The sequence below is a fragment of the Pseudomonas sp. V88_4 genome (genome assembly GCF_029967985.1).
Lineage (GTDB): Bacteria > Pseudomonadota > Gammaproteobacteria > Pseudomonadales > Pseudomonadaceae > Aquipseudomonas > Aquipseudomonas glycinae.
The window spans coordinates 217,258-241,579 of record NZ_JASCAF010000040.1; the positions used below are offsets into that span (position 1 = coordinate 217,258).

The following is a 24,322-nucleotide window of genomic DNA, read 5'->3' on the forward strand; positions in this document are numbered from 1 at the left end:
TCCCTTTGCTGCCCAGTCTAGCTTCAGCTGCCGAAATACCCCGCACAGCATTTCTTGAACTTCTGGCCGCTGGCGCACGGGCAGGCGTCGTTGCGGCCCAGCTTCAGTTGCACGGTCGGGTCGATGAAGTACCAGCGCCCGCTGTTCTGCACGAACGACGAGCGCTCGCGGTGGCTGTGCTCGCCCTGACCGTCATGCCAGCGTGCGGTGAAGGTGACGAACGCGTGTTCCGGCTGGCCGCCGAGCACTTCCGAGCTTTCCACGTCCAGCCCGAGCCAGGTGCTCCGGGCGCTCCAGTCGCTGATCGACTGGCGATCCAGCCCCGCTTGCTGGGCGGGCAGGGTGGTCGCCACCAGATAATCGATCAGGCCAAGCACATAGGCACTGTAGCGCGAGCGCATCAGGGCTTCGGCGCACGGGGCCGGGTGGCCGGCGTGATAGTGACCGCAGCAGGCATCCAGCAGGTTGCCGCTGCCGCAGGGGCAAATGGCTGTACTCATTGCATTACCACCAGTATTTCCCGAAGTTTTCCGGATTGGCCCAGAACCGAGAGTTGAGCCAGTCGGGGACTTGTTTGTAGTCAAGCAGATCGTAAGTGAACAGGGTCAGTACCTGCTCGTCGCGGGCGAAGCGTTCGCTGGCCTGCAGGGCCAGGGAGTAAAAATCGGTCTCCTGCCAGCCGCTGGCCGGCAGATCCGCCAGCACGGCGATGCGGCTGGCGTTGAGGTTGCGGATCCCGCCCAACAGATTCAGGCCGTCGCGCTTGGGCAAATGTTCCAGGCAATCGACCACCAGCGCCAGGTCGAAACGCCGGGCCGCCAGTTCCGCCGGCAACGCACCGGGCGCGGCGTGCGCGACGCAGGTGTCCGGGTGCGCTTCCTTAAAGGCAGCCAGCGCCGGGAACTCGCTGGCGCCGATCAGCAGCAGTCGTGCCGGGGCGTAGCGGTCGAGCAGGGCGGCCAATGCCTGCTGCGGCGTGCGGGAAGAAATGGCGACGTTCATCGAAGCTCCTCAATCAGAGCGCCAAGACTAGCCTGCCCGGACGCCAAGGCCTAGATCTCTGTCCTGCGGGTTTGCGGCAAATTCGTCGAAGTCCCGTGAACAGGCGCACAAACAGCAATGGCCTATTGCTGGCGGAGATTAAAACTCCGGTCTTTACTCCCTGAATCGGTTCTAAGCCGATCCCTCAGGAGAAAACTAGATGAGCATAGTTCGGACAGCATTACCCTTGGTTCTGCTAACCAGTGTGTTGACTGGTTGCGCAGGTTTGCAGAAAACCGACTGGCCGACCTGTGCGGCAGTCGGTGGTATCGTCGGTGCGGGTCTCGGCGCGACCGAAAGCTCCGCATGGGCGGGGTATGGCGCGTTACTCGTCGGCGGTACGGCGGCAGCCTATTGCTGGGTTCACGGTGATGGCGATGAAGACGGCGATGGTGTGCCGGACAGTCGCGACAAGTGCCCGGGCACGCCTAAAGGCGTACATGTCGATGCTGACGGCTGCCCTCCACCAGCCCCTGCGCCAGTGGTCGAAGAAGCTGTAGTGGTCAAGGAAGAAACCATTGTCATCCGCGATGTTCACTTCCAGTTCGACAAGGCCACGCTGACTCCGGCCGACAAACTGGTCCTGGATAAAGTCGCCTCGCGCCTGAAACAGGAATCCAGCACGGCGCGACTGACCGTGACCGGCCATACCGACAGCGTCGGCAGCGATGCCTACAACCAGAAACTGTCGGATCGCCGCGCGCACTCGGTGGTCAAGTACCTGGTCGAAAGCGGCGTACCGCAAAGCAGCTTCGTGTCGGTGACCGGTGCCGGTGAAAGCCAGCCGGTGGCAGACAACAAAACTGCCGACGGTCGCGCGCTGAACCGTCGTACCGAAATCAAAATCAACCGCTAGCCCCCTCGCATCCGCGGCTTGTGCAGTCGCAGATGCGGGTCTTTACTCCTGTGTAACCGGTATGGGCCGGTGACACAGGAGCTTTAACGATGAGTGTTCTTACAAGGTCCGTCTTGCCGGTTCTGCTGCTGGGCAGCCTGTTGACCGGTTGCGCCACCCACAGCGATGGCACCGCTCCCCTCAATCAACGTACCTGGCCGATCTGCAGCGTTATTGGCGGACTGGTCGGCGGCGGTCTCGGCGCGCTCGAAAGTGGCGGCTGGGCCGGCGGTGGCGCTGCACTGGGGATCCTCACCGGCGGATTGATCTGCTATGCCCAGGATGGCGATGAAGACGACGACGGCGTGTTCGATCGCCGCGACCGTTGCCCCGATACCCCGGCCAACACCCCGGTCGACCACCGTGGCTGTCCGCTGCCGCAATATCCGGTCACCGAGAAACCTGCCGAACCGGCCCCGCAAACCGAAGTCATCACCCTCAACGATGCCGGCAACGTGCTGTTCGATTTCGACAAGTCCGATCTGAAACCGGCCGCGAAAAGCCAGCTGGACACGCTGATGGACAAACTGCGCAATGCCGACGTGGTGAGCATCAAGGTCATCGGTCACACCGACAGCAAGGGTTCGGATGCTTATAACCAGGCACTTTCGGAGCGCCGCGCCAGCAGTGTGGCGGAGTATTTGCTGAGTCAGGGCCTGGCGCCGAACAAACTCACCAGTGAAGGGCGTGGCGAGAGCGAACCGGTCGCCGATAACAACACGGATGAGGGGCGTGCGCAAAACCGTCGGGTGGAATTGCACATCAATCGTTAGGATACGTCTGTAGTCCGCAGGCTAGAGCTGTCGGTCGATGATCATCGTCGAACCGGCAGCCATCCGGCGGTGGATCGGTTTTTTTCATTTTTCCCTCTGGCTTATCCCCTGCAGAAGCCGTTACTGTGCGCCCAAAGAATAATTCGCAACACGGGGGAGCGTATGAAGGTGTTCTGTGGGCTGGGGCGATTGTTGACCCTGCTGTTCTGCTGCGTGGTGCTGGCCAATCAGCTGGTGCCGTTTGTTCATCCGCTGCACCTGCTGGTCAATCTGGCCGGCGGTCTGCTGCTGGCGATCCATGTGCTCGAAGTGCTGCTGTGCAACCGCAGCCTCCAGGGCCGTCCGCACCCTTGGCGTGATCGTGGCCGCATCCTGTTGTTCGGCGTATTCCACCTGCAAACCATCCCGGCCCCGGCCGCTCCGGAGGCTTCCCATGCGTAAACTCTGCCTGCTCGCTGCATTCATCAGCCCCCTGGCCTGTGCTCAGGTGGTCAGCGTCGAAACCAACTCCCTGATGCGTCTGCCGAACACCGCCAGTACCTTGCAACTGGAGAAGCTGGTGGTCGCCGATTACGGCACCTTGCTGATTCCCTCGAACGTGACCGAGCTGAGTGTCGGCGAATTGCAACTGGGCCATGAGGCGCGCATTGCCATTGTGCCAAGCGAACAGGCGCTGGATATGAAAGTCATCCGCGCCGAACTCGGCGAGGGCAGCCAGATCACCGCCCGTGGTGCACCGGGCACGTACGAAAAGGCCGCCCGCGCCGGGCGTAATCTGAACCTGCAATTCAAGGCGTTGAATGCGCCCAAACTGGTGGTCGATGCCCGTGGTGGCACCGGTGCGCCGGGTTTTGTCGGGCTCGATGGCGCTAACGGTCAGGAGCCGGGTTGCACCTGGGGTCAGGCGGGACACGGTTTTGATGGCAGCAACGGCAGTGACGGTCAGCCGGGTGCACCGGGTGCACTGGTGCGTCTTGAAGTGCCGCGCGAATTTCCGGCCGAGCTGATCAAGGTCGAAGTTGCCGGCGGTGCCGGTGGCCCGGCCGGTCCTGGCGGCAAGCCGGGGGCGGGTGGCAAGTCCAAGGGCTGCCTGGTCTATCGCGCCGACGGTGGCAAGAGCGGCAAGCCGGGTGCCGACGGGCAGCCGGGGCCTGCGGGTGCGGCGGGGTCTGTGACGGTGCAGCGCCTGTAAGCTGTCAACTGATCGCTCCCGTGCCGTGCGCGGGAGCGATCATGGTCAAAACATCGGGCGCGCAGCCGCCACCGCCACCAGCAGCATCCCGACCAGCAGATTGAACCCCACCACCTTGCGAATCCGCCCCAGCACTGCCGCACCGGCCGGCCAGTCCTTCGCCTGCACCGCCGTGCGCAGTTCCGGCAGCATCAAGCCCTGAATCCGGATGAACAGCGCGGTCATCACCACGTACAACCCCATCATCACCTGCACATAACGCGGCGCGTTATCGAAGGCGATGTGTTGCAGGTGCAGCATGCCCACTCCGGTCACCGGCAGCAGAATCACCGCCCCCCACACCCAACGAAAAAAACCTTGAAACACTTCCACCCAGAGCGTCAGGCGCCCGGGGCCGTCCAGTGCCTTCATCGCCGCGGGGCGCAGCACCATCCAGGCGAAAAACATGCCGCCGACCCACACCAGCGCGGCCAGTACATGGATGGGGTAAACGAGGCTAAAAGGTGTCATTGGGGTACTCCGATCTGCGCAGGATTGATTCGCGGGGTATGATAGCCCCCCCATCCGAACCACTGAAAATTTATCCAGCGTTTTTTGCGCCCGACACTCAATGATCAGCACTGAACTCAAAACCACGATCCAGGGCGCCTACTCGCGTTTTCTAGAGGCCAAGAGCCTCAAACCGCGTTACGGCCAGCGCCTGATGATCGCTGAAGTCGCCAAGGTCCTCGGGGATATCGATACCGACGACGAAGGCCGGCGCAGTGGCGACCCCGCGATTGTCGCGGTGGAAGCCGGCACCGGTACCGGCAAGACCGTGGCCTACAGCCTGGCAGCGATCCCGACGGCGAAACTGGCCGGCAAACGCCTGGTGATCGCCACCGCCACCGTCGCCCTGCAAGAGCAGATCGTCTACAAGGACTTGCCCGACCTGATGCGCAACAGCGGGCTGAATTTCAGCTTCGCCCTGGCCAAGGGCCGTGGCCGCTACATGTGCCTGTCCAAGCTCGACATGCTGTTGCAGGAAGGCCACGCGCAGACCGCCACGGCGCAGCTTTTCGAAGAAGAAGGCTTCAAGATCGAGGTCGATGAGGCCAGTCAGAAGCTGTTCACCAGCATGATCGAGAAGCTCGCCGGCAATAAATGGGATGGCGACCGCGACAGCTGGCCCAACGCGCTGGAGGACGCCGACTGGGCGCGCCTGACCACCGATCACAGCCAGTGCACCAACCGTCATTGCCCGAACTTCGGCCAGTGCGCCTTCTACAAGGCGCGCGAAGGCATGGGCAAGGTCGACGTGATCGTCACCAACCACGACATGGTGCTGGCCGACCTGGCGCTGGGCGGCGGGGCAGTGTTGCCCGATCCGCGTGACACCATTTATGTGTTCGACGAAGGCCATCACCTGCCGGACAAGGCCATCGGCCACTTCGCCCACTACACGCGCCTTCGCTCTACCGCCGACTGGCTGGAAACCACCGCCAAGAACCTCACCAAGTTGCTGGCCCAGCATCCGCTGCCGGGCGACCTCGGCAAACTGATCGAGCAAGTGCCGGAGCTGGCGCGGGAGATCAAGACCCAGCAGCAATTCATGTTCACCGCCTGCGAACAGATCGCCGATTTCAAGCCCGGTGAAGATGTCGAAGGCCGCGAGCGTCCGCGTCATCGCTTTATCGGCGGGGTGATTCCCGAGCACATGCGCGAGATGGGCATCGAGCTGAAAAAAGGCTTCGCACGCCTCAATGACCTGTTTACCCGCCTGACCGATCTGCTCAAGGAAGGCATGGACGGCGAGGTCAACATCGGCATCGCCAGCAATCAGGCTGAAGAGTGGTATCCGCTGTTCGGCAGCCTGTTGTCCCGCGCCTCCGGCAACTGGGAGCTGTGGACCGCGTTCACCGCTGAAGATCCGGAAGACAACCCGCCGATGGCCCGCTGGCTGACCCTGGCCGAAAGCGGTTCGCTGTTCGACATCGAGGTCAACGCCAGCCCGATCCTCGCCGCCGAAACCCTGCGTCGCAGCCTGTGGAACGTGGCTTACGGCTGTCTGGTGACCTCGGCGACCTTGACCGCCCTCGGCACCTTCGACCGTTTCCGCATGCGTGCCGGTCTGCCGAAAAAAGCGGTCACCGCCGTCGTGCCGAGCCCGTTCCATCACGCCGATGCCGGTGTGTTGCGGGTGCCGGACCTGAAGGCCGACCCACGAGATGCCGCCGCCCACACCGCCGCGATCATCCGCGATCTGCCGGAACTGGTCGAAGGCTCGCGCGGCAGTCTGGTGCTGTTCTCGTCGCGCAAACAGATGCAAGACGTGTTCGACGGCCTCGACCGCGACTGGCGCAAGCAAGTGTTCATTCAAGGCAACCTGTCGAAACAGGAAACCCTGAACAAGCACAAGGCGCGGGTCGATGGCGGCGATTCCAGCGTGCTGTTCGGCCTCGCCAGTTTTGCCGAAGGTGTGGATTTGCCGGGCGCCTACTGCGAGCACGTGGTGATCGCCAAGATCCCGTTCTCGGTGCCGGATGATCCGGTCGAAGCCGCACTGTCGGAATGGATCGAAGCCCGGGGCGGTAATCCGTTCATGGAAATCTCGGTGCCCGACGCCTCGCTGAAGCTGGTCCAGGCCTGCGGCCGTCTGCTGCGCACCGAAGAAGACCGCGGCACCATCACCTTGCTGGATCGGCGGCTGGTCACCCAGCGCTACGGCAAGGCGATCCTCAATGCATTGCCTCCTTTCCGTCGTGAAATATCCTGAGACATCGGTGGGCAGTTTTGCCCGCCGCGCTGTCTATCTCTCTGTCACTGCTTTTCCATTGGCCCTTGCGGGTCGTTAGGGAGAATTCCGTTCTCATGATTCGTCGTTCGTTGCCTGCCATTTTTGCCCTGGTTTTCGCTGGCCCCTTGCTGGCGGCACCTGCTGGCCAGCAGACCCTGTTCAATTTTGTCCGCCCCGCCGATGTGGTGAAAGTGGCGACCGAAAACGCCGACCTGCCGCAAGCCAACGCCGAGCAGACCCCCGAAGGCGAAGTGCTGCGGCGGGTGACGTTCAACCCGACGGCCCGCCCGACCCTGCGTCTGTCCCCGCAGACTGGCGCCTGGGACTGGTCGCAGTCCGGGATGATGAGCCTGCGCATCCAGAGCGCGATGAACTGGGCCGTGACCGTCTACGTTCAGATCCAGAGCAATGACGGCAAGACCCTGATCAGCCGCGTTGACCTGCCGGCCGGCCCGGCGCAGACCTTGCTGGTGCCGTTGACCGCGACCTCGCCACTGAGCCAGGGCATGAAAGCCGGGCCGGCGATGCCGATGATGATCGACGGGCAGCGCATCCTGCTGGCGAGCAGCAGCGGTGAGCTGGATCGCAGCCAGGTGGTGTCGGTCAGCCTGTCGATGGATCAGCCGAAAGCCGCGCAAAGTCTGTTGCTCGAGCGCTTTGGCGTGCAGGACGAAGGCGAGGTGATCAAATCCGCCTACGGCAATCTGGTGGATGCCTATGGCCAGTCGACTCGCGGCAAGTGGCCGGAGAAAGTCGCCAATGACGAACAACTGAAATCCGCCGCCGCCAAAGAGCAGCAACAACTGAGCACCTGGCTGGCCGAGCGCGAAAAGTCCTCGCTGGACAAGTTCGGTGGCTGGAGCAAAGGCCCGGCGTTCAAGGCCAGCGGTTTCTTCCGCACCGAGAAACGTGACGGCCGCTGGTATCTCGTGACGCCCGAGGGCCATCCGTTCTATTCCCTGGGCGTGAACACCGTCAGCCCGGAGGTCAATCAGACCTACGTGGCCGGCCGCGAATACATGTTCGAATCCCTGCCCAAACCGGAAGAGCCACTGGCCAGCCACTTCGGCGAAGGTGACAACCGTGGTGGCAATGGTGTCGACCAAGGCCGTGGCTACAACTTCGGGCGTTGGTACGACTTCTACGGCGCCAACCTTCAGCGCCTTTATGGCGAGCCATGCATCCCGGATAGCGGCAACAAGGCCGGTGTCGCCGAAGCCGCCAAGGCTGGCGCCGCCGAAGAGGCGGCAACCAACGCCAATGCACCAGTAGCCGCCTCCGAACAGCCGAAAGCCGGGGTCGCGGAGTCGGCAGCCACCAGCGGGCAAAGCGTCTCGGCACCGTGCAAAAACACCGTCGACGAGCAAAAGTGGGCCAGCCATACCCTTGATCGCCTGCAAGCCTGGGGCTTCAACACCGTCGGTAACTGGAGCGCCCCTGTCCTTGGCGACGCCGAGCGCATGCCCTACACCTTGCCGCTGTCGATCGTCGGCGATTACACCAGCATCAGCACCGGCACCGACTGGTGGGGCGGTATGCCTGACCCGTTCGACCCACGTTTTGCCATGGCCACCGAGCGCGCCGTGGCCATCGCCGCCCGCGATCATCGCGATGATCCGTGGCTGATCGGCTACTTCGCCGACAACGAACTGGCCTGGGCCGGCCCCGGCGATGATCCGAAATCCCGTTACGCGCTGGCCTACGGCACCTTGAAAATGACCACCGATGTTCCGGCCAAACGTGCGTTTCTCAAGCAGTTGCGTGACAAGTACCGCAATCAGGCGGGGCTGTCGAAAGCCTGGGGCATTGATCTGCCGGCGTGGGAGTTGATGGAAGACCCGGGTTTCGAAGCGCCGCTGCCGAATCCGGAGCATCCGGAAATCGAGGCTGACTTCAAATACTTCCAGAAGGTCTTTGCCGACACTTACTTCAAGACCATTTCCGACTCTCTGAAATGGCACGCGCCGAACCAGTTGCTGCTCGGCGGCCGTTTTGCCACCAGCACCCCGGAAGCCGTGGCGTCCTGTGCCCAGTACTGCGACGTGCTGAGCTTCAACATGTACACCCTGCAACCTCAGGACGGCTATGACTTCGCCGCATTGCGCAACCTCGACAAACCGGTGCTGATCACCGAATTCAACTTCGGCTCCACCGACCGTGGCCCGTTCTGGGGTGGGGTGACCCCGTTGAGCAAGGAAGAAGACCGCGGCCCGGCCTACGCCAACTTCCTCAAGCAGGCGCTGAGCGAACCGTCGATTGTCGGTGTGCACTGGTTCCAGTATCTGGACCAACCGGTGACCGGGCGCCTGCTCGATGGCGAGAACGGTCACTTTGGTCTGGTCGGGGTCACTGATCTGCCGTTTCAGGGCTTTGTCGAAACGGTGCGCAAAAGCAACCTGGCGACCGTCGATCAGTTGAGCGAAGAGGCGCAGAAAGCGGCTGCCGCAGCGGACAAGGCCGGCCACGAAACCGAAGGCGGCCGCAAGGCTGACCCCGGCAAAGGCCCGGGGCAGGGCGCAGGCCATACAGGCGGGCATTCCGGCAACGGTCACTGATCGTTACGAAACCTGAAGACCGCCCGGCCCGCAGCGGTTCCCAAAAGCCTCACGGGCTGGAACAATGCGGGCCACTTTGTAGAGCGTTTTCGCGGGGGAGTTGCGGGTGCAGATTCAGGGCCATTACGAGCTTCAATTCGAAGCGGTGCGCGAAGCCTTCGCCGCACTGTTCGACGATCCCCAGGAACGCGGCGCCGCGTTGTGCATCCGGGTCGGCGGGGAAACCGTCCTCGACCTCTGGTCCGGTACCGCCGACAAGGACGGCGCCGAGGCCTGGCACAGCGACACCATCGCCAACCTGTTCTCCTGCACCAAGACCTTCACCGCCGTCACCGCGCTGCAACTGGTCGCCGAAGGCAAGTTGCAGCTCGATGCGCCGGTCGCCCGTTACTGGCCGGAATTCGCCGCTGCCGGCAAGGAGTCCGTCACCCTGCGCCAACTGCTTTGCCATCAGGCCGGTCTGCCGGCCCTGCGCGAATTGCTGGCGCCGGAAGCGCTGTACGACTGGCAAACCATGGTCGACGCCCTCGCCGCCGAAGCACCGTGGTGGACGCCGGGCACCGGTCACGGTTATGCCGCGATCACTTACGGCTGGTTGATCGGCGAATTGCTGCGGCGCGCCGACGGTCGCGGGCCGGGGGAGTCCATTGTGGCGCGGGTCGCCAAACCGCTGGGGCTGGATTTCCATGTCGGTCTGGCCGACGAAGAATTCCATCGCGTGGCGCACATCGCTCGCGGCAAGGGCAACACCGGCGACGCTGCCGCCCAGCGCTTGCTGCAAGTGACCATGCGCGAGCCGACGGCCATGACCACCCGGGCCTTCACCAATCCGCCGTCGGTGCTCACCAGCACCAACAAACCGGAATGGCGGCGCATGCAGCAACCGGCGGCCAACGGCCACGGCAATGCCCGCAGTCTGGCCGGGTTCTACGCCGGTCTGCTCGACGGCAGCCTGCTGGAAAGCGAAATGCTCGACGAACTGACCCGCGAACACAGCCTCGGCGAGGACAAGACCTTGCTGACCCGCACCCGTTTCGGTCTCGGTTGCATGCTCGATCAACCCGACGTGCCGAACGCCACCTACGGCCTCGGCCCGCGTGCATTCGGCCATCCGGGTGCTGGCGGTTCCATCGGTTTTGCTGATCCGGAGCACGATGTTGCCTTCGGATTTGTGACAAATACACTGGGGCCGTACGTCTTGATGGATCCGCGCGCGCAGAAGCTGGCGCGGGTACTTGCCACTTGTCTGTAAAGCGTCGTCCGAGGTTCCAGGGCCGGAACCTCATGGCGAATTTCGTTTCAAAGCGTCTGTTTATCCGGGCGAAAGTCCTCTGATTGTTCACTAATTATTTTTGTGGGTTTCCAATGTCGTCCAAACAAACTCTCGCCCTGGCCCTGTGTTTCGCAATCACCGGTTGTGCACAGACTCCAAAGAACGACGCCGATGGCGGCAGCTGGTGGCCGTTCGGTTCTTCCGACAAAGTCGCAGCCAAGGAACTCGCTCCGGCACCTGCCCCGTTGAAACCGGCCGCCACCGCGCCTCTGGCCAAGGCTGAGAGCAGCAGTCCGTGGTACTGGCCGTTTGGCTCGGACGACTCGGCGGCCAAGGCTGAAGTGAAAGCTGAAGCCAAACCCAAACCCGAGGCAAAACCGGTTGAAGTCGCCAAGGCCGAGGCCGACAAGGGTGGCAAATGGTGGTGGCCGTTTGGTGGCAAGGAGCAGGACACGGCCAAAGTCGTGCCGATGCCCGATCCGAAAGTGACCCAAGCGTGGCTGGATGACTACGAACCGCGCCTGCGCACCGCAATCAAGGACAGCAACCTGCAACTCGAACGCCGTGAAAACGTGCTGGTCGTGACCGCGCCGGTGGAAGGCTCGTTCAACCCGGATCGTCCGGCGATGCTGCTGCCAGTGACCCTCGGCCCGTTCACCCGCGTGGCGAAAATCCTCGAAGCCGACCCGAAAACCGCCGTACTGGTGCTCGGTCACAGTGACACCACCGGTGCCGCTCCGGCCAACATCAAGCTGAGTCAGGAACGCGCCCAGGCCGTGGCGGCCATCTTCCGCCTCAGCGGTCTGCAGCGTGACCGCCTGATGCTGCGCGGCATGGGCTCCGAAGCACCGCGTGCTGCCAACGACAGCGTTGAAGGCCGTGCCCTGAACCGCCGTGTCGAACTGCTGGTGACCCCGCAGAACACCATGGTCGCGCTGCTGAGCAAGTACAACATGCCGGCACCTAAGCCAGTGACGATGGTCGCTGCTCAGGACGTCAAGCCTGTCGCCAAACCGGTGACCCCGGCGCCAACTGCGAAGAAAGCCGCTGTACCGGCCACCAAAAAGGCTCCGGCCAAGAAAGCGGCTGCCAAGGCTCCAGCGAAGAAGGCCCCGGCCAAGGCTCCGGCGAAAAAGACCGCGCCCGCCAAAGCCGCCGCAACCGACAAGAACGTCGCTGCGACCGATACCACTAAAAAGTGATCCGCTAACGAAAAGGAATGCGCCGTGACCCAGTCTCTGGCAGATATGCGTCGTGATTACACTCGGGATGGCCTGACCGAGGCGCAAGCCCCGGCGGAGCCCTTTGCGTTGTTTCACCAGTGGTTTGCCGAAGCGGTGAAAACCGAACAGGCGCCAGTGGAAGCCAACGCCATGACCCTGGCCACGGTGGATGCGGATGGCCGTCCGCATTGCCGCATTCTGCTGCTCAAGGGGCTGGACGAGCAGGGCTTCACCTTCTTCACCAACTACGAAAGCGCCAAGGGCCAGCATCTGGCGGCGAACCCGTTTGCTGCCATGACATTCTTCTGGCCGACTTTGGAGCGCCAGGTGCGGATCGAAGGGCGGGTGGTGAAGGTCACGCCTGAAGAGTCGGATGCGTACTATCAGGTGCGACCGCTGGGGAGCCGACTCGGCGCCTGGGCTTCACCGCAGAGCCGGGTGATCAACGGCCGGGGTGAGCTGGAAGATTTGCTCAAGGCGACCGAGCAACGCTTCACCGACACTCAGCCTCACTGCCCGGAACACTGGGGTGGCTACCGCCTGCTCCCCGAACGCGTGGAATTCTGGCAGGGCCGCGCGAGCCGCCTGCACGATCGCCTCAACTACCGTGTGCAGGGCGCCGACTGGATTCTTGAACGTCTGGCACCCTGAGCAGTCTACCGAGCGGGATAGTCTGCCGCAGCGGCTTGGAGCCACTTCGGCAGGTCCCGGCGCTTGATCTTCTGCGCCTGAGCCTGCTCCAGCCGTTCGAGCATGAACGCGCGTTTGCCTTCATCCTTGCCGGCCAGTGACAATGCCAGATCGCGATCCATCCAGCGTTTGATCCGCACATACAGCCACCAATGGAAGTACAGGCCGGCGGTTGTGGTGACGACAATGATGAAGTAATCCATGGAAATCCTTGGGTCGGCGGCGCAGGAAATGGAATTTGGCGCTACTGTTGGGGAGTTCGCGGGTGCCTGTACCGGGCCTGAATGAAAGCAACTTTATCCGGGCGACGCCGTGACAGGCGTCAAGCTGCGGAGTTTAATGAATACCTGTCCTTTGGAGTTGATGCTATGCGTAAGTCTGTTCTGCTGGTTGCTTCCTTTTCCACGATGGCGATGTTGCTGACCGGCTGCCAGTCGAGCCTGACCGGTGACTCCTACTCCCGTGACGAAGCGCGTCGCGTGCAGACGATTCGCATGGGCACCATCGAATCCCTGCGTCCGGTGAAAATCGAAGGCACCAAGACCCCGATCGGCGGCGCTGCCGGTGCAGTGGTTGGCGGTGTTGGCGGCAGTGCCATCGGCGGCGGCAAAGGCAGCATCGTTGCAGCCGTTATCGGTGCCGTGGCCGGCGGCCTGATCGGTTCGGCCACTGAAGAAGGCCTGACTCGCACTCAAGGTGTTGAAATCACCGTGCGCGAAGACGACGGCAGCATGCGTGCCTATGTGCAGCAGGTTCAGGAGAATGAAGTGTTCCGCGTGGGTGAGCGGGTACGGATTTCCACCGTTGGCGGGACCAGCCGCGTTTCGCACTAATCGCGAACGAGCGGTAAAAGAAAACCCCGATCAGGTGACTGGTCGGGGTTTTTGTTTGGTGTTCACCAGTGATCCCGATAGACGAATGCGATTAGGTAGGACGTATCTTTAAAGGCGTGGGTGATTGTTCGACGTGAATAAAGGCCGACATTAAGAGAAGTCGTAGGCTTCTGATCTAGATCAGTTTATCGAGCACGAACTCTTTAAACCAAGGTGGCTGTACGTCAGATTTGATTTCAATCAGCTCCCCGTCTGTGATCTCTGCAACCTGTGTCAGTCCTTCGCTACCTTCGTCGGAGTTATCAAAGATATAGGCTCTGTTCGAGGTGAGGATTGCATCCGCTAGGAGCGCCAGAGACCTCCAATAACGCTTTCGTATCTTTTCAGGAGGAACGTTGTGCCCACCCTGTGATACGCGATAGGCAACCCTGGCGACATTGATTTCCGGGTCGGCTGTTGCAACGTAATAGACGTAAACCCTGTACCCGGATCTCTGGGCTTCGTAAAGCAAATCGACTTTATCTGAGGAGGACATGACGGTTTCGAACGTAAAACTGATTTTCTCTTTGATCAAAGAGCGCCGTATGAAGTCGGAAAGAGCGGAGGCTACATAGGAGTCGATCTGAGTATCCGAGAAGCTGAGCCTGTCACCTTCAATCGTAATCGAATCCTATTTTGCCAATGACTCTGGAGCTTTTTTCAGCAGGGCGTGGTTGCGGAAAAAATCGAAAATGTCATTTTTGTGAGATTCGATGCGATAGGTGGTGAAATCAAAATAACCAGTGTCTTTGATTGCACGCTCTATATCATCCGGGTTTATGTAATTTCCCAATAGATGCGCAGGAACCAGCCGATTAAAGGTGCTTTTTCCTGAGCCATTTGGTCCGGCGAATATACGTACCCTCGGTGTGCTCAAGAAACGACCTGTTTAGGCAGTTTGCTGATTTGCAGGCGAGTCCCGCTTTTCAGGTTTCCATATGTGCCGATCGAGCGCAATGCAACCGAAGATTTTTCTGTCACTTCAAACAGCTGACCATCTTTGGCGACAAGCACAGCAGCACCGTTGGCAAGCGCCATTTTGTAGGCGTTGTTGAACGCTTTCAGGGCAATGTCCGGAATATAAGACTCCTGCACGGCAATCTGACTGTCCGTCATTGGGCGCTTTTCTGCTTTGCGTGACATGGAAGGCTCCGAAAAAACGTTCTGAGGTGACGCTGCTGTCAACAGAAGATATAGCACACTTGAAAGGCTCAGGTTAAGCGCTGCGAGCAGCGCCAACGGGAGACTACCAAATGCTTTGCAGGGTTCTGGAGCCCAATCATGTGTGTGAATCTTTCATTGAGTCTTGGGCCTTCCAGTGAGAGGCGCGTAATGAGCGTGTTAACTTCATTGTGTGGATCCTTTTCTGCTCGCCGCCAATGTCACCGCATAACCGATCAATGCCGCAAACACCGACCCGGTGAGAATGCCCATCCGGTCCATCCCGGCGTATTCACTGGCACCCGGCACGAATGCCAGGGAGCCGACAAACAGGCTCATGGTGAAGCCGATCCCGCAGAGGATCGCCACGCCCAGCACCTGGCCCCAGTTGGCGCCCTGGGGCAAGGCGGCGATGCCGGTCTTCACGGCGAGCCAGGTCAGGCCGAACACGCCGAGGGTCTTGCCCAGCAGCAGGCCGACGGCGATGCCCATCGGCACGTGGTGGGTGAAGCTCTCGACAGTCACGCCGCTCAGCGACAGACCCGCGTTGGCGAAGGCGAACAGCGGCAGAATGCCGTAGGCCACCCACGGGTGCAGCGCGTGTTCGAGGGTCAGCAGCGGCGAAGGTTCGGCATTCCTGGTGCGCAACGGGATGCAGAACGCCAGGGTCACGCCTGCCAGCGTCGCATGGACACCGCTCTTGAGCACGCAGACCCACAGGATCAGCCCGATGATCATGTACGGCCCGAGCTTGACCACACCGAGCCGGTTCATCGCTACCAGCGCCGCAATGCACGCCGCCGCCAGGCCCAGCGACAGGGTCGAGAGCTCGCCGGAATAGAAAATCGCGATGATCACGATCGCGCCAAGGTCATCGATGATCGCCAGGGTCATCAGGAACAGCTTCAGCGACACCGGCACCCGCTTGCCGAGCAAGGCCAGCACGCCAAGGGCGAAAGCGATGTCGGTGGCGGTCGGGATAGCCCAGCCGTCGAGCGCTGCCGGGTTGTCACGGTTGAGGAACCAGTAGATCAGCGCCGGCACCAGCATGCCGCCAATTGCGGCCGCACCGGGCAGGACGATCTGCGACGGTTTAGACAACTGACCGTCGAGCACTTCGCGCTTCACTTCCAGGCCTATCAGCAGGAAGAACAGCGCCATCAGGCCGTCGTTGATCCACAGCAGCAGGGGCTTGGCGATTTTCAACGCGCCGATCTGCGCCACCACCGGGGTGTCGAGCAGGCCGTTGTACAACCACGACAGCGGCGAGTTGTTGATGATTAGAGCCAGGATGGCTGCGGCGATCAGTAACAGACCGCTGGCAGCTTCCAACTGAAAGAAACGCGTGAAAGTGCTACGCAGAGGCAAGGTCGCTCTCCATCGATAAAGTCAAAAGGTGGCACACCCTAACCCGTACCGTTAGTTGTTAAAACAAAAGTTATATTCTTTTTTGTTATATATGGTTACAGGGCGCCGGCCAATGTGCAGGAGAGCCTAGCAGTTGCCCAAGGTATTGAAGTTCAGCTGTATCTGTCGGTGCTGTAGGTTTTTTCCTAAGCTTGGGACTGAGCCTGTGAAGGCATTTCTGCCCGATTCAACGAGATCAACAGCCATGAGCGACAACCGACAGTGGGCCCGCGAAGCCATCCGGATCATCGAAGCGGACTTCCAGCGCAGCGCCGACACCCACCTGATCCCCTTGCCGCTGCCGGGTTTTCCGGGCATCGAGTTGTATTTCAAGGACGAGTCCAGCCACCCGACCGGCAGCCTCAAGCATCGGCTCGCCCGCTCGCTGTTTCTCTACGCCTTGTGTAATGGCTGGCTCAAACCCGGCGCGCCGGTGATCGAGGCGTCCAGCGGTTCGACGGCGATTTCCGAAGCGTACTTCGCACGGATGCTCGGCCTGCCGTTCATTGCGGTGATGCCGGCGACCACCTCCAGAGAGAAGATTGCGCAGATTGCGTTCTACGGTGGCCAGAGTCATCTGGTGGATGATCCGACCCAGATCTACGCCGAATCCGAACGCCTGGCCCGCGAGCACGACGGTCACTTCATCGACCAGTTCACCTACGCCGAGCGCGCCACCGACTGGCGGGCGAACAACAACATCGCCGAGTCGATCTTCCAGCAGATGCGCTATGAGCAGCATCCATGCCCGGCCTGGCTGATTTCCAGCCCCGGCACCGGCGGCACCACCGCGACCCTCGGGCGTTACGTGCGTTACCGCCAGCACTGTACCCGCGTACTGTGCGCGGATGCCGAGCGTTCGGTGTTCTTCGACTTTTACCAGAGCGGCGATGCCAGCCTGCGTCTGGACCACGGTTCGCGGATCGAAGGGATCGGCCGGCCACGGGTGGAAGCGTCGTTTCTGCCGAAGGTAATCGATGCGATGGTCAAGGTGCCGGACGCCTTGTCGCTGGCGGCCATGCATTACCTGGCGCAGCGTCTGGGCCGGCATGTGGGTGGGTCAAGTGGCACCAACCTGATCGGCGCACTGATGGCGGCGCAGCAGATGAAGGCAGCGGGGGAGTCGGGCTCGATCGTGGCGATCCTGTGCGATGGCGGCGAGCGCTATGCGGATACGTATTACGATCAGGCGTGGCTCAAGGCGCAGGGCTATGAGCTGGAGGGATTGATGGCGGCCGTGGCGGCGAGTGCCGAGCAGGGTGAGGCGCTGCCGGCTTCAGTGTTGCGCGCAAATATTTGAGTCACCGGTAACCAATGTGGGAGCTGGCTTGCCAGCGATAGCGGAGTGTCAGTCAACATTAAATGTGAATCTGAGTCCGTCATCGCTGGCAAGCCAGCTCCCACAGTTTTTGCAGTGTTTCAGGCGGTGCAGGTCAGTCTTTCAGACCGAGGATATCGCGCGCCACGGCTTCCGCGATGCGAATCCCGTCAACACCCGCCGACAGAATCCCGCCCGCATAACCCGCGCCTTCACCGGCCGGGAACAGACCTTTCACGTTCATGCTCTGCAGCGATTCATTTCGGGTGATGCGCAGCGGCGACGAGGTGCGGGTCTCGATCCCGGTCAGCACCGCATCGTGCAGCGAATAACCGCGAATCTGCTTCTCGAACGCCGGCAGGGCTTCCCGAATGGCTTCGATGGCGAAGTCCGGCAGGGCCAGGGCCAGATCGCCCAGCGAGACGCCCGGTTTGTACGACGGCTCGACTTCGCCCAGCGCGGTGGATGGCGTGCCGGCGATGAAGTCGCCGACCAGTTGCGCCGGCGCCTTGTAGTCGCTGCCGCCAAGGATGAAGGCGTGGGACTCCAGACGTTCCTGCAACTCGATCCCGGCCAGCGGGCCGCCCGGATAATCGACTTCCGGGGTGATGCCGACGACGATGCCGGAGTTGGCGTTGCGCTCGTTACGCGAGTACTGGCTCATGCCGTTGGTGACCACGCGGTTCGGCTCGGAAGTCGCCGCCACCACGGTACCGCCCGGGCACATGCAGAAGCTGTAGACCGAACGGCCGTTCTTGGCGTGGTGCACCAGTTTGTAGTCGGCGGCGCCCAATTTAGGGTGTCCGGCATACTTGCCAAGACGTGCGCGGTCGATCAGCGATTGCGGGTGCTCGATCCGGAAACCCACCGAGAATGGCTTGGCTTCCATGAACACGCCACGGCTGTGGAGCATGCGGAAGGTGTCGCGGGCACTGTGGCCCAGCGCCAGGATCACGTGTCTGGAGTGCAGGGTTTCGCCGCTGGCCAGTTCGACGCCGACCAGTTGGCCGTCCTCGATCAGCACGTCGGTGACGCGTTCCTGGAAGCGTACTTCACCGCCGAGGGCACGGATCTCTTCGCGCATGGTCTCGACCATGCCGGTCAGGCGGAACGTACCGATGTGCGGTTTGCTGACGTAGAGGATTTCTTCCGGCGCGCCGGCCTTCACGAATTCGTGCAGAACCTTGCGGCCGAGGAATTTCGGATCCTTGATCTGGCTGTACAGCTTGCCGTCGGAGAACGTGCCCGCGCCGCCTTCGCCAAACTGCACGTTGGACTCGGGATTGAGCACGCTTTTGCGCCACAGGCCCCAGGTGTCCTTGGTGCGCTGGCGCACTTCGGTGCCGCGTTCGAGGATGATCGGCTTGAAGCCCATCTGCGCCAGCAGCAGGCCGGCGAAGATCCCGCACGGGCCGAAACCGACCACGATCGGGCGCTGGCTCAGGTCGCTTGGTGCCTGACCGACGAATTTGTAGCTGACATCCGGCGCCACATTGACGTTACGGTCGTCGGCGAACTTGCCCAGCACTTTGGCCTCGTCGCGCACTTGGAGGTCGATGGTGTAGATGAAGCACAGTTCGGAAGACTTTTTGCGCGCATCGTAGCTGCGCTTGAACAAGGTGAAATCGAGCAGGTCATCGCTGGCAATGCCCAGGCGTTGCACGATGGCAGCGCGCAGGTCTTCGTCGGGATGGTCGATCGGCAGCTTGAGTTCGGTGATTCGTAACATGACAGGATCCGGTTCGCGGGGCGCACAACTGCGCCAGGGCGTTTGAAGGCGGCGATTATAAGCCGCATCCGCCGGATCCCGTGAGGGTAAAACGATCAGTCGTTACGCGAACCGCCGAAATACCCGCAACCGCGCTGTACCTGGCCGTCGATACGCAGCTCGGCGCTCATGTGCTGCACGCTGCCGGTGCTGCTGTCGACACAGCGCTGCGGTGCCACCCACAGCTCGATGCGCTGGTTGTTGGCTTCGCTACTGAGGTTGAAGCGGCCATCGCCCAGTTGCTCTTCAACGTAAGGCACGGCGAGCGGTGGCTGGCCTTCGCGGTCGATGACCAGCCCCTTGCCGCTGACCTTGACGTTCCATTCCGGGCCATGGCCGGCGGCGCGCAGGATCAGCTGTTTGAAGTTGGGATCGTCGCAGGCAGTGCCGGAGCGTTCGACGCGATAGAGCTGGGTCAGGTCGAGGCGGTCGCCGGAGATCTTCCCGCGCACGTCGGCGAACAGCTTGCCCTGCTGATCGGCCAGGGTGGCGGCCTCTTGCAGGACGCTGGTGCCGCCGATGTCATTGACCACGTACTGGCGCTGCTCGCCGCAGGCCTGAAACACCAGTTTGCCGTCGGCAGCGGTGAGTTGCCCCTGCATCCGAGTCTGGCCGACGTGGGAGGCGCTTTCCCGCGCACCGTCGAACAATTGGCACGCGGCAAACAACGGGAGCAGGGCAACAACAATCAGGGAACGGGCAACACGCATCTTTGGCTCTCCAGACAAGTGCCGCCACGTTACGCAGGCTGGCCGCTGATCACAACCATGAGTTGGACCTGCCATGTACCGGAAACATTTGGGTTAACTTTGGAAGTCGGGGCGAAAGGTATTTGGCAGTACCTTGTCCGCCTTTTGGATGCGCGAGGTTTTGTATGAAAGGATCAGGCAGGGTGCTATTGGCAGTACTGGCATTGATGGCTTCATTGCCGTCGGTGGCGGCAGAAATTGCTTTTTCATCAGCGGCGGATTTCTCCGAAATGAGCCTCGAGCTCAAACGAATCGATGATCCGAATCCGCAAACGGTCGAGCTCAATGTCACCTTGAGCCCGGATGCACAGCGTCGCCTGGAGCGGGCGACGACTGAGGGAATGCACAAGCTCCTGCAGGTATCCATCAATGGCATTCAAGTGTCGAGCGCGATGGTTGGATCGGTGGTCCGCGGGCCGGGCCTGAGGATAGGCGTGCCGCGTGAGGTCGCCAGAAATCTGGTGCCGACGCTGCTGGAGCCTTTGACACCTTGATGCGACGCTGACCCAGCGTCGCAAGCCGAAGTTTTTCAACCCACGTGAAACGTCTGACCTGTCTGCAAGCCTTCGACACTTTTGGCGTAGGCCAACGCCACATCCGCCGCAGGAACCGGCTTGTAGCCACGGAAGTACGGGGCGTAGCTGCCCATGGCCTCGACCAGCACCGTCGGGCTGATCGAGTTCACGCGCAGACCGCGTGGCAGCTCGATGGCGGCGGCACGCACGAAGCTGTCCAGCGCGCCGTTGACCAGTGCAGCCGAGGCGCCGCTGCGGATCGGATCGTGGCTGAGCACGCCGGTGGTGAAGGTGAACGATGCGCCGTCGTTGGCGAATTCGCGGCCGATCAGCAGCAGATTGACCTGGCCCATCAACTTGTCTTTCAGGCCGAGGGCGAAGCTGTCTTCGGTCATTTCACCCAGCGGGGCGAAGGTCACGTTGCCGGCGGCGCACACCAGAGCGTCGAACTTGCCGGTCTGTTCGAACAGCTTGCGGATCGATGCGCTGTCGCTGATATCCACCCGGAAATCGCCGCTGCTGCGACCGATGCGAATGACTTCGTGACGCTGCGACAGTTCTTTGTCCACGGCCGAACCGATAGTGCCGCCTGCGCCGATCAACAGAATTTTCATCGTGCTTGCCTCAAGTGATTGAACAAGGTTTCAGTCTAGAGTGGTTTTTTCTGCGGATAAGCGCACTAATGGGCAACCTTTGGTTTTCAAATGGAAACAATCCATGAGCGAGATGGATGATCTGGCGGCGTTCGCGGTGTTGATCGAGGCGGGAAGTTTTACTCTGGCGGCGCAGCAATTGGGGTGTAGCAAGGGGCAGTTGTCCAAGCGCATCAGTCAGCTGGAGACGCGGTTTTCCGTGGTGTTGCTGCAACGCACCACGCGTCGGTTGAGCCTGACGGCGGCCGGTGCGGCGTTGTTGCCACAGGCTCAGGCGCTTGTAGTCCAGGTCGAAAGAGCACGTCAGGCATTGGCGCGATTGAAGGACGATATGGCAGGTCCCGTGCGTATGACGGTGCCGGTGTCGCTGGGGGAAACGTTCTTCGACGGCCTGTTGCTGGATTTCTCGCAGAAATACCCCGAGGTACAGATCGAACTGGAGCTGAACAACAGCTACCGCGACCTGTCTCGCGACGGCTTCGATCTGGCGATCCGCACCGAAGTGGCCAATGACGAGCGACTGGTGGCCAGGCCGCTGCTGGCCTGGCAGGAAATGACCTGCGCCAGCCCTGAATATCTGGAGCGCTTTGGCGAACCGCTGACGCCACAGGCACTGGCCGAACACCGTTGCCTGCTCAACAGTCACTACAGCGGTCGCGAGGAATGGCTCTATCACCAGCAGCACGAACTGCTGCGGGTGCGGGTGTCGGGACCGTTCGCCAGCAATCACTACAACCTGTTGAAGAAAGCCGCACTGGCCGGCGCCGGCATTGCTCGCCTGCCGTCCTACCTGTTGCAGGCAGAATTGGCTGACGGCCGGTTGCGCTGGCTCCTGCGGGATTTTCAGACCCGACGCATGCCGATGTACCTGGTGCACCCGTATCAGGGCGGTCTACCGAAACGCACCCAGGTGCTGGCGGATTATCTGATCGGTTGGTTCAAGCTCAGTGGCGAAGCGCTGGACCGGTTGTAATGCCGGGCGATCAGGTAATCGAGCGACAGTTTGCCCGGCCCGGTCGCCATCAGGTACAGCAACACCGCCATCCAGGTGCCGTGGGTCGGGTACGCATCCGGGTACACGAACAGCTGAATGGTCAGGGTCATGCCCAGCAACGCCAGCGCCGAAAACCGTGTGGCGAAGCCGATCAGGATCAGAACCGGAAAGAAGTGCTCGGCAAACGCCGCCAGATGCGCGGCGATTTCCGGCGCGAGCAGCGGCACGTGGTATTCGCTCTTGAACAGTGGAATCGTCGAGTCCGCCAGACGCGGCCAGCCGAACTCGAAGGTGCCATCGATCAGGTCGACGGCCAGGCCTTCGATCTTGGTCTGCCCGGATTTCCAGAACACCGCTGCGATGGAAAAACGCGCGATGAAAGCGATCAGACTGTGGGGGATTTTTTCCAGCAGCGCGATGGCGCGGGCAATGAGGCTGTTCATGACGACACCTTTGGATGGAAATGAGTGATGACTTGGCGACTGATCAGCAGGGCGAGGGTCTGGCTGAGGTCGAAGGCCTCGGCGGACTCCAGTGCCTGAGTCAGTAAATGGCCGGCCTTGAGTTGACGAATGAACTGACTGGCGCCGCGATCCACGGCGAACACCTCGACTTCCAGTCCATTGCGCAGGATCAACGCGTGTTGGGCGTGATGCAGATCGATCCCGGCCAGCGTCGCGTCGTGCTGATGCGCGGCCCAGATGTCCGCCACGGCGAAGCTTGAATCGAGCAGATGCAGCGAAGGGTGCAAGCCGATGCGCAGTTCGTTCAGCGCATCGGCATCTGCGAATACAGCAGCGATCCGCTCCTGACTCAGGGGCAACGCATCGGCAGCGTGATAGGCCAGCGTGCGCAAGCGTTCCAGTCGCGCGACATCGGCTAGATAGGGGACGCTCGCGGCTGGTTCGAAGCCGCTGATGAAGTCTGCCAGCTCATCGCCGTAGTCGCTCATCAACGGACTGTGTGGCGGATGGCTTTGCACGAAAATTCCGGCCATGGCCCGGAAGAATTCGTCCCCCACCAACTGCACCACCACGGGATAACTGTCGGCCAGTGCGTTGATCAACGAGCTCTGAACATTGTTGCGGTACACCGCGAAACGGCTGGCCGGATCGGCGCCGTTGGCGCTGCACAAACCGTCGGGGCAGGGCAGGTCGATATCGAGCAACGCTGCGCTGAACGTGGCTTGAGTGCTCACGGCCGACCTCCCGCGCACAGCAACAGCTCATCGGCCTGCTGCGCTTCCGTCAACAGCACGTTGAAGGCCGGCACCTGATTGTCCCGTTCGATCAGCGTCGCCACCGGGCCGACACGTTCCAGCGCTTTCCGGTACAGCGACCAGACGGCTTGATCGATCGGCGCGCCGTGATCATCGATCAGCAAGCGATCACCGAGGCTGTCGGAATCTTCGGCAAACCCCGCCAGATGAATCTCGCCCACCGTGTGCAGCGGCAGTGCGTCGAGATAAGCCAGGGGATCGCGCTGATGGTTGATGCACGAGACGTAGACATTGTTCACGTCCAGCAACAGACCACAGCCAGTGCGCCGGATGACCTCACGGATGAATTCCGCTTCGTCGATCGTCGAGCGTTCAAATGCCAAATACGTCGCCGGGTTCTCCAGCAGCATCGGACGCTTGAGGGTGTTCTGTACCTGGTCGATGTGGTCGCAGACGCGGTTCAGCGTCGGCGTGTCGTACGCCAGGGGCAGCAAGTCATTGAGAAACACCGGGCCGTGGCTCGACCAGGCCAGGTGTTCGGAAAAGGAGTGAGGTTGATAGCGCTCGATCAGTGCCGCCAGGCGTTTGAGGTGCTGGACATCCAGCGCGCCTTCGGCACCGATGGACAGCCCGACGCCGTGCAGCGACAGCGGATAGGTTTCTCGAATCAGCCCCAGAAAATGATGAAACGGACCGCCGGCCACCATGTGGTTTTCGGCGTGGACTTCAAAGAATCCGATGTCCGGACGTGAATCGAGCACTTCGCTGAAGTGCTCGCTCTTGAGTCCCAGCCCGGCACGGGACGGGAGCCCGGTGAGGGCTGCCCGAGTGCGGCGCAAGGCATGGTCGCAGGAAGTGATCATGATCGACACTCGGGCGGCTCCCGGATCAGGACTTGGCTTTGAACGCTTCGAGCTGACCGAAACCGGTCGGCGAGGTTTTGCTTTCGGTGGTGGTGCAGGTACCTTTCGGAACCAGTTTCCAGGCGTTGGCCTGATGATCCATTTTCGCGGTGCCGGCACAGGTGGTGCCCGCGCCTGCGGCGCAATCGTTCTTGCCTTTCATGGCCACGCCGAAGCATTTTTCCATGTTGTCGTCAGCGGCGTGGGCGGTGGAGACGGCAGCGATGCTCAGAGCGGAACCGAGGGCCAGAACCAGGGCGGTGGCGGACAGGGTGCGGGTGGTAGCAGTCATGATGTTTCTCCGGTTTGAACTTGGGTTTGAACAAGCGATTGCGCTTGCTTGCCC

General features: G+C 61.5%; 28 protein-coding genes. 13 read left to right on the forward strand and 15 right to left on the reverse strand.

The window, feature by feature from the left end:
* Positions 1-23: 23 nt before the first annotated feature.
* Together QLG12_RS16280 and QLG12_RS16285 are read right to left on the reverse strand one after the other, a co-directional pair.
* Positions 24-500, reverse strand: coding sequence for a YchJ family protein (locus QLG12_RS16280; RefSeq protein ID WP_085655634.1), 477 nt, complete (start codon positions 498-500; stop codon positions 24-26).
* Positions 501-504: 4 nt separating this feature from the next.
* The gene (locus QLG12_RS16285; RefSeq protein ID WP_011332778.1) at positions 505-1,002 is read right to left on the reverse strand and encodes a DUF6231 family protein; all 498 of its coding nucleotides are present in this window, start codon (positions 1,000-1,002) and stop codon (positions 505-507) included.
* A 199-nt stretch (positions 1,003-1,201) separates the two neighbouring features.
* Here QLG12_RS16285 and QLG12_RS16290 point away from each other — a divergent pair, with 199 nt between their 5' ends.
* The 4 genes from QLG12_RS16290 to QLG12_RS16305 all read left to right on the forward strand — a co-directional run bounded on the left by QLG12_RS16290 (position 1,202) and on the right by QLG12_RS16305 (position 3,901).
* Positions 1,202-1,897 carry an OmpA family protein gene (locus QLG12_RS16290; RefSeq protein ID WP_282474909.1) on the forward strand — a complete coding sequence of 232 codons (696 nt, stop codon included), beginning with the start codon at positions 1,202-1,204 and terminating at the stop codon, positions 1,895-1,897.
* Positions 1,898-1,986: 89 nt separating this feature from the next.
* Positions 1,987-2,709 (forward strand): OmpA family protein, encoded by a 723-nt coding sequence (locus tag QLG12_RS16295; protein ID WP_236194272.1) that lies wholly within the window; start codon positions 1,987-1,989, stop codon positions 2,707-2,709.
* A gap of 162 nt (positions 2,710-2,871) precedes the next feature.
* Positions 2,872-3,150, forward strand: a complete 279-nt coding sequence (locus tag QLG12_RS16300; protein WP_197868677.1) for a DUF1145 domain-containing protein — start codon at positions 2,872-2,874, stop codon at positions 3,148-3,150.
* The gene (locus QLG12_RS16305) at positions 3,143-3,901 is read left to right on the forward strand and encodes a collagen-like protein (RefSeq protein WP_197868676.1); all 759 of its coding nucleotides are present in this window, start codon (positions 3,143-3,145) and stop codon (positions 3,899-3,901) included. The genes QLG12_RS16300 and QLG12_RS16305 overlap by 8 nt, the downstream gene beginning before the upstream one ends.
* A 45-nt stretch (positions 3,902-3,946) precedes the next feature.
* Here QLG12_RS16305 and QLG12_RS16310 read toward each other — a convergent pair whose 3' ends face one another.
* Positions 3,947-4,411 carry a CopD family protein gene (locus QLG12_RS16310; protein ID WP_197868675.1) on the reverse strand — a complete coding sequence of 155 codons (465 nt, stop codon included), beginning with the start codon at positions 4,409-4,411 and terminating at the stop codon, positions 3,947-3,949.
* A 100-nt stretch (positions 4,412-4,511) separates the two neighbouring features.
* Here QLG12_RS16310 and dinG point away from each other — a divergent pair, with 100 nt between their 5' ends.
* From dinG to pdxH, 5 genes are all read left to right on the forward strand, one after another.
* Positions 4,512-6,656 carry an ATP-dependent DNA helicase DinG gene (gene dinG / locus QLG12_RS16315; RefSeq protein ID WP_007952008.1) on the forward strand — a complete coding sequence of 715 codons (2,145 nt, stop codon included), beginning with the start codon at positions 4,512-4,514 and terminating at the stop codon, positions 6,654-6,656.
* 95 nt (positions 6,657-6,751) lie between these two features.
* On the forward strand, positions 6,752-9,232 hold the full coding sequence (locus QLG12_RS16320) for a beta-galactosidase (RefSeq protein ID WP_282474910.1): 2,481 nt from the start codon (positions 6,752-6,754) through the stop codon (positions 9,230-9,232).
* 106 nt (positions 9,233-9,338) lie between these two features.
* Positions 9,339-10,484 carry an EstA family serine hydrolase gene (locus QLG12_RS16325; protein ID WP_011332785.1) on the forward strand — a complete coding sequence of 382 codons (1,146 nt, stop codon included), beginning with the start codon at positions 9,339-9,341 and terminating at the stop codon, positions 10,482-10,484.
* 113 nt (positions 10,485-10,597) lie between these two features.
* A complete protein-coding gene (locus QLG12_RS16330) occupies positions 10,598-11,707 on the forward strand; it encodes an OmpA family protein (protein ID WP_282474911.1) in 1,110 nt (369 codons plus the stop codon).
* Between the two features lie 24 nt (positions 11,708-11,731).
* Positions 11,732-12,379 (forward strand): pyridoxamine 5'-phosphate oxidase, encoded by a 648-nt coding sequence (pdxH, locus tag QLG12_RS16335; RefSeq protein WP_011332787.1) that lies wholly within the window; start codon positions 11,732-11,734, stop codon positions 12,377-12,379.
* A 5-nt stretch (positions 12,380-12,384) separates the two neighbouring features.
* Here pdxH and QLG12_RS16340 read toward each other — a convergent pair whose 3' ends face one another.
* Positions 12,385-12,621 carry a hypothetical protein gene (locus QLG12_RS16340; protein ID WP_197868672.1) on the reverse strand — a complete coding sequence of 79 codons (237 nt, stop codon included), beginning with the start codon at positions 12,619-12,621 and terminating at the stop codon, positions 12,385-12,387.
* Positions 12,622-12,786: 165 nt separating this feature from the next.
* Here QLG12_RS16340 and QLG12_RS16345 point away from each other — a divergent pair, with 165 nt between their 5' ends.
* On the forward strand, positions 12,787-13,251 hold the full coding sequence (locus QLG12_RS16345; RefSeq protein WP_007969461.1) for a glycine zipper 2TM domain-containing protein: 465 nt from the start codon (positions 12,787-12,789) through the stop codon (positions 13,249-13,251).
* Between the two features lie 175 nt (positions 13,252-13,426).
* On the opposite strand, the gene QLG12_RS16350 is transcribed toward QLG12_RS16345, so the two are convergent.
* The 4 genes from QLG12_RS16350 to nhaA form a co-directional block, all read right to left on the reverse strand.
* Positions 13,427-13,915 carry a zeta toxin family protein gene (locus tag QLG12_RS16350; protein WP_349017007.1) on the reverse strand — a complete coding sequence of 163 codons (489 nt, stop codon included), beginning with the start codon at positions 13,913-13,915 and terminating at the stop codon, positions 13,427-13,429.
* Positions 13,916-13,921: 6 nt separating this feature from the next.
* A complete protein-coding gene (locus tag QLG12_RS16355) occupies positions 13,922-14,167 on the reverse strand; it encodes a hypothetical protein (RefSeq protein ID WP_282474912.1) in 246 nt (81 codons plus the stop codon).
* Complete coding sequence (locus QLG12_RS16360; protein WP_085605362.1) at positions 14,164-14,433, reverse strand: hypothetical protein; 270 nt, start codon at positions 14,431-14,433, stop codon at positions 14,164-14,166. Before QLG12_RS16360 ends, QLG12_RS16355 begins: the two co-directional genes overlap by 4 nt.
* Positions 14,434-14,637: 204 nt before the next feature.
* Entirely contained in the window at positions 14,638-15,819 is a 1,182-nt protein-coding gene (gene nhaA / locus QLG12_RS16365) for a Na+/H+ antiporter NhaA (RefSeq protein ID WP_197868671.1), read from the reverse strand.
* A 244-nt stretch (positions 15,820-16,063) separates the two neighbouring features.
* Between nhaA and QLG12_RS16370 the strand changes: the two genes are divergently transcribed.
* Entirely contained in the window at positions 16,064-17,158 is a 1,095-nt protein-coding gene (locus QLG12_RS16370; RefSeq protein WP_197868670.1) for a PLP-dependent cysteine synthase family protein, read from the forward strand.
* A gap of 133 nt (positions 17,159-17,291) precedes the next feature.
* Here QLG12_RS16370 and QLG12_RS16375 read toward each other — a convergent pair whose 3' ends face one another.
* Entirely contained in the window at positions 17,292-18,905 is a 1,614-nt protein-coding gene (locus QLG12_RS16375) for an NAD(P)/FAD-dependent oxidoreductase (protein ID WP_282474913.1), read from the reverse strand.
* Positions 18,906-19,000: 95 nt separating this feature from the next.
* On the reverse strand, positions 19,001-19,654 hold the full coding sequence (locus QLG12_RS16380) for a hypothetical protein (protein ID WP_197868669.1): 654 nt from the start codon (positions 19,652-19,654) through the stop codon (positions 19,001-19,003).
* 182 nt (positions 19,655-19,836) lie between these two features.
* Here QLG12_RS16380 and QLG12_RS16385 point away from each other — a divergent pair, with 182 nt between their 5' ends.
* Positions 19,837-20,187, forward strand: a complete 351-nt coding sequence (locus tag QLG12_RS16385; protein ID WP_282474914.1) for a hypothetical protein — start codon at positions 19,837-19,839, stop codon at positions 20,185-20,187.
* Positions 20,188-20,222: 35 nt separating this feature from the next.
* On the opposite strand, the gene QLG12_RS16390 is transcribed toward QLG12_RS16385, so the two are convergent.
* Positions 20,223-20,822: a short chain dehydrogenase gene (locus QLG12_RS16390; RefSeq protein ID WP_197868667.1), complete on the reverse strand. Its 600-nt coding sequence runs from the start codon at positions 20,820-20,822 to the stop codon at positions 20,223-20,225.
* A 103-nt stretch (positions 20,823-20,925) separates the two neighbouring features.
* Here QLG12_RS16390 and QLG12_RS16395 point away from each other — a divergent pair, with 103 nt between their 5' ends.
* Positions 20,926-21,834: a LysR family transcriptional regulator gene (locus QLG12_RS16395; RefSeq protein WP_197868666.1), complete on the forward strand. Its 909-nt coding sequence runs from the start codon at positions 20,926-20,928 to the stop codon at positions 21,832-21,834.
* Here QLG12_RS16395 and QLG12_RS16400 read toward each other — a convergent pair.
* Genes QLG12_RS16400 through QLG12_RS16415 form a run of 4 tightly spaced genes read right to left on the reverse strand, consistent with a single transcriptional unit; the run spans position 21,783 to position 24,268 of the window.
* Positions 21,783-22,298 (reverse strand): DoxX family protein, encoded by a 516-nt coding sequence (locus QLG12_RS16400; protein ID WP_197868665.1) that lies wholly within the window; start codon positions 22,296-22,298, stop codon positions 21,783-21,785. The genes QLG12_RS16395 and QLG12_RS16400 overlap by 52 nt on opposite strands.
* Positions 22,295-23,053 (reverse strand): DNA-binding domain-containing protein, encoded by a 759-nt coding sequence (locus tag QLG12_RS16405; RefSeq protein WP_197868664.1) that lies wholly within the window; start codon positions 23,051-23,053, stop codon positions 22,295-22,297. Before QLG12_RS16405 ends, QLG12_RS16400 begins: the two co-directional genes overlap by 4 nt.
* Positions 23,050-23,937: a DUF692 domain-containing protein gene (locus QLG12_RS16410; protein ID WP_282474971.1), complete on the reverse strand. Its 888-nt coding sequence runs from the start codon at positions 23,935-23,937 to the stop codon at positions 23,050-23,052. Before QLG12_RS16410 ends, QLG12_RS16405 begins: the two co-directional genes overlap by 4 nt.
* Positions 23,938-23,962: 25 nt before the next feature.
* Positions 23,963-24,268 (reverse strand): DUF2282 domain-containing protein, encoded by a 306-nt coding sequence (locus tag QLG12_RS16415; protein ID WP_011332799.1) that lies wholly within the window; start codon positions 24,266-24,268, stop codon positions 23,963-23,965.
* Positions 24,269-24,322 lie beyond the last annotated feature (54 nt).

Excerpts from the sequence above, each read along its gene's own strand:
- dinG (WP_007952008.1), top strand. The coding sequence starts at position 4,512 with ATGATCAGCACTGAACTCAAAACCACGATCCAGGGCGCCTACTCGCGT.
- QLG12_RS16305 (WP_197868676.1), top strand. The coding sequence starts at position 3,143 with ATGCGTAAACTCTGCCTGCTCGCTGCATTCATCAGCCCCCTGGCCTGT.
- QLG12_RS16370 (WP_197868670.1), top strand. The coding sequence starts at position 16,064 with ATGAGCGACAACCGACAGTGGGCCCGCGAAGCCATCCGGATCATCGAA.
- QLG12_RS16300 (WP_197868677.1), top strand. The coding sequence starts at position 2,872 with ATGAAGGTGTTCTGTGGGCTGGGGCGATTGTTGACCCTGCTGTTCTGC.
- QLG12_RS16340 (WP_197868672.1), bottom strand. The coding sequence starts at position 12,621 with ATGGATTACTTCATCATTGTCGTCACCACAACCGCCGGCCTGTACTTC.
- QLG12_RS16290 (WP_282474909.1), top strand. The coding sequence starts at position 1,202 with ATGAGCATAGTTCGGACAGCATTACCCTTGGTTCTGCTAACCAGTGTG.
- QLG12_RS16320 (WP_282474910.1), top strand. The coding sequence starts at position 6,752 with ATGATTCGTCGTTCGTTGCCTGCCATTTTTGCCCTGGTTTTCGCTGGC.
- QLG12_RS16390 (WP_197868667.1), bottom strand. The coding sequence starts at position 20,822 with ATGAAAATTCTGTTGATCGGCGCAGGCGGCACTATCGGTTCGGCCGTG.
- QLG12_RS16395 (WP_197868666.1), top strand. The coding sequence starts at position 20,926 with ATGAGCGAGATGGATGATCTGGCGGCGTTCGCGGTGTTGATCGAGGCG.
- QLG12_RS16330 (WP_282474911.1), top strand. The coding sequence starts at position 10,598 with ATGTCGTCCAAACAAACTCTCGCCCTGGCCCTGTGTTTCGCAATCACC.
- QLG12_RS16380 (WP_197868669.1), bottom strand. The coding sequence starts at position 19,654 with ATGCGTGTTGCCCGTTCCCTGATTGTTGTTGCCCTGCTCCCGTTGTTT.
- QLG12_RS16280 (WP_085655634.1), bottom strand. The coding sequence starts at position 500 with ATGAGTACAGCCATTTGCCCCTGCGGCAGCGGCAACCTGCTGGATGCC.
- QLG12_RS16410 (WP_282474971.1), bottom strand. The coding sequence starts at position 23,937 with ATGATCACTTCCTGCGACCATGCCTTGCGCCGCACTCGGGCAGCCCTC.
- QLG12_RS16310 (WP_197868675.1), bottom strand. The coding sequence starts at position 4,411 with ATGACACCTTTTAGCCTCGTTTACCCCATCCATGTACTGGCCGCGCTG.
- QLG12_RS16295 (WP_236194272.1), top strand. The coding sequence starts at position 1,987 with ATGAGTGTTCTTACAAGGTCCGTCTTGCCGGTTCTGCTGCTGGGCAGC.
- QLG12_RS16415 (WP_011332799.1), bottom strand. The coding sequence starts at position 24,268 with ATGACTGCTACCACCCGCACCCTGTCCGCCACCGCCCTGGTTCTGGCC.
- QLG12_RS16345 (WP_007969461.1), top strand. The coding sequence starts at position 12,787 with ATGCGTAAGTCTGTTCTGCTGGTTGCTTCCTTTTCCACGATGGCGATG.
- QLG12_RS16400 (WP_197868665.1), bottom strand. The coding sequence starts at position 22,298 with ATGAACAGCCTCATTGCCCGCGCCATCGCGCTGCTGGAAAAAATCCCC.
- QLG12_RS16285 (WP_011332778.1), bottom strand. The coding sequence starts at position 1,002 with ATGAACGTCGCCATTTCTTCCCGCACGCCGCAGCAGGCATTGGCCGCC.
- QLG12_RS16360 (WP_085605362.1), bottom strand. The coding sequence starts at position 14,433 with ATGTCACGCAAAGCAGAAAAGCGCCCAATGACGGACAGTCAGATTGCC.
- QLG12_RS16375 (WP_282474913.1), bottom strand. The coding sequence starts at position 18,905 with ATGTTACGAATCACCGAACTCAAGCTGCCGATCGACCATCCCGACGAA.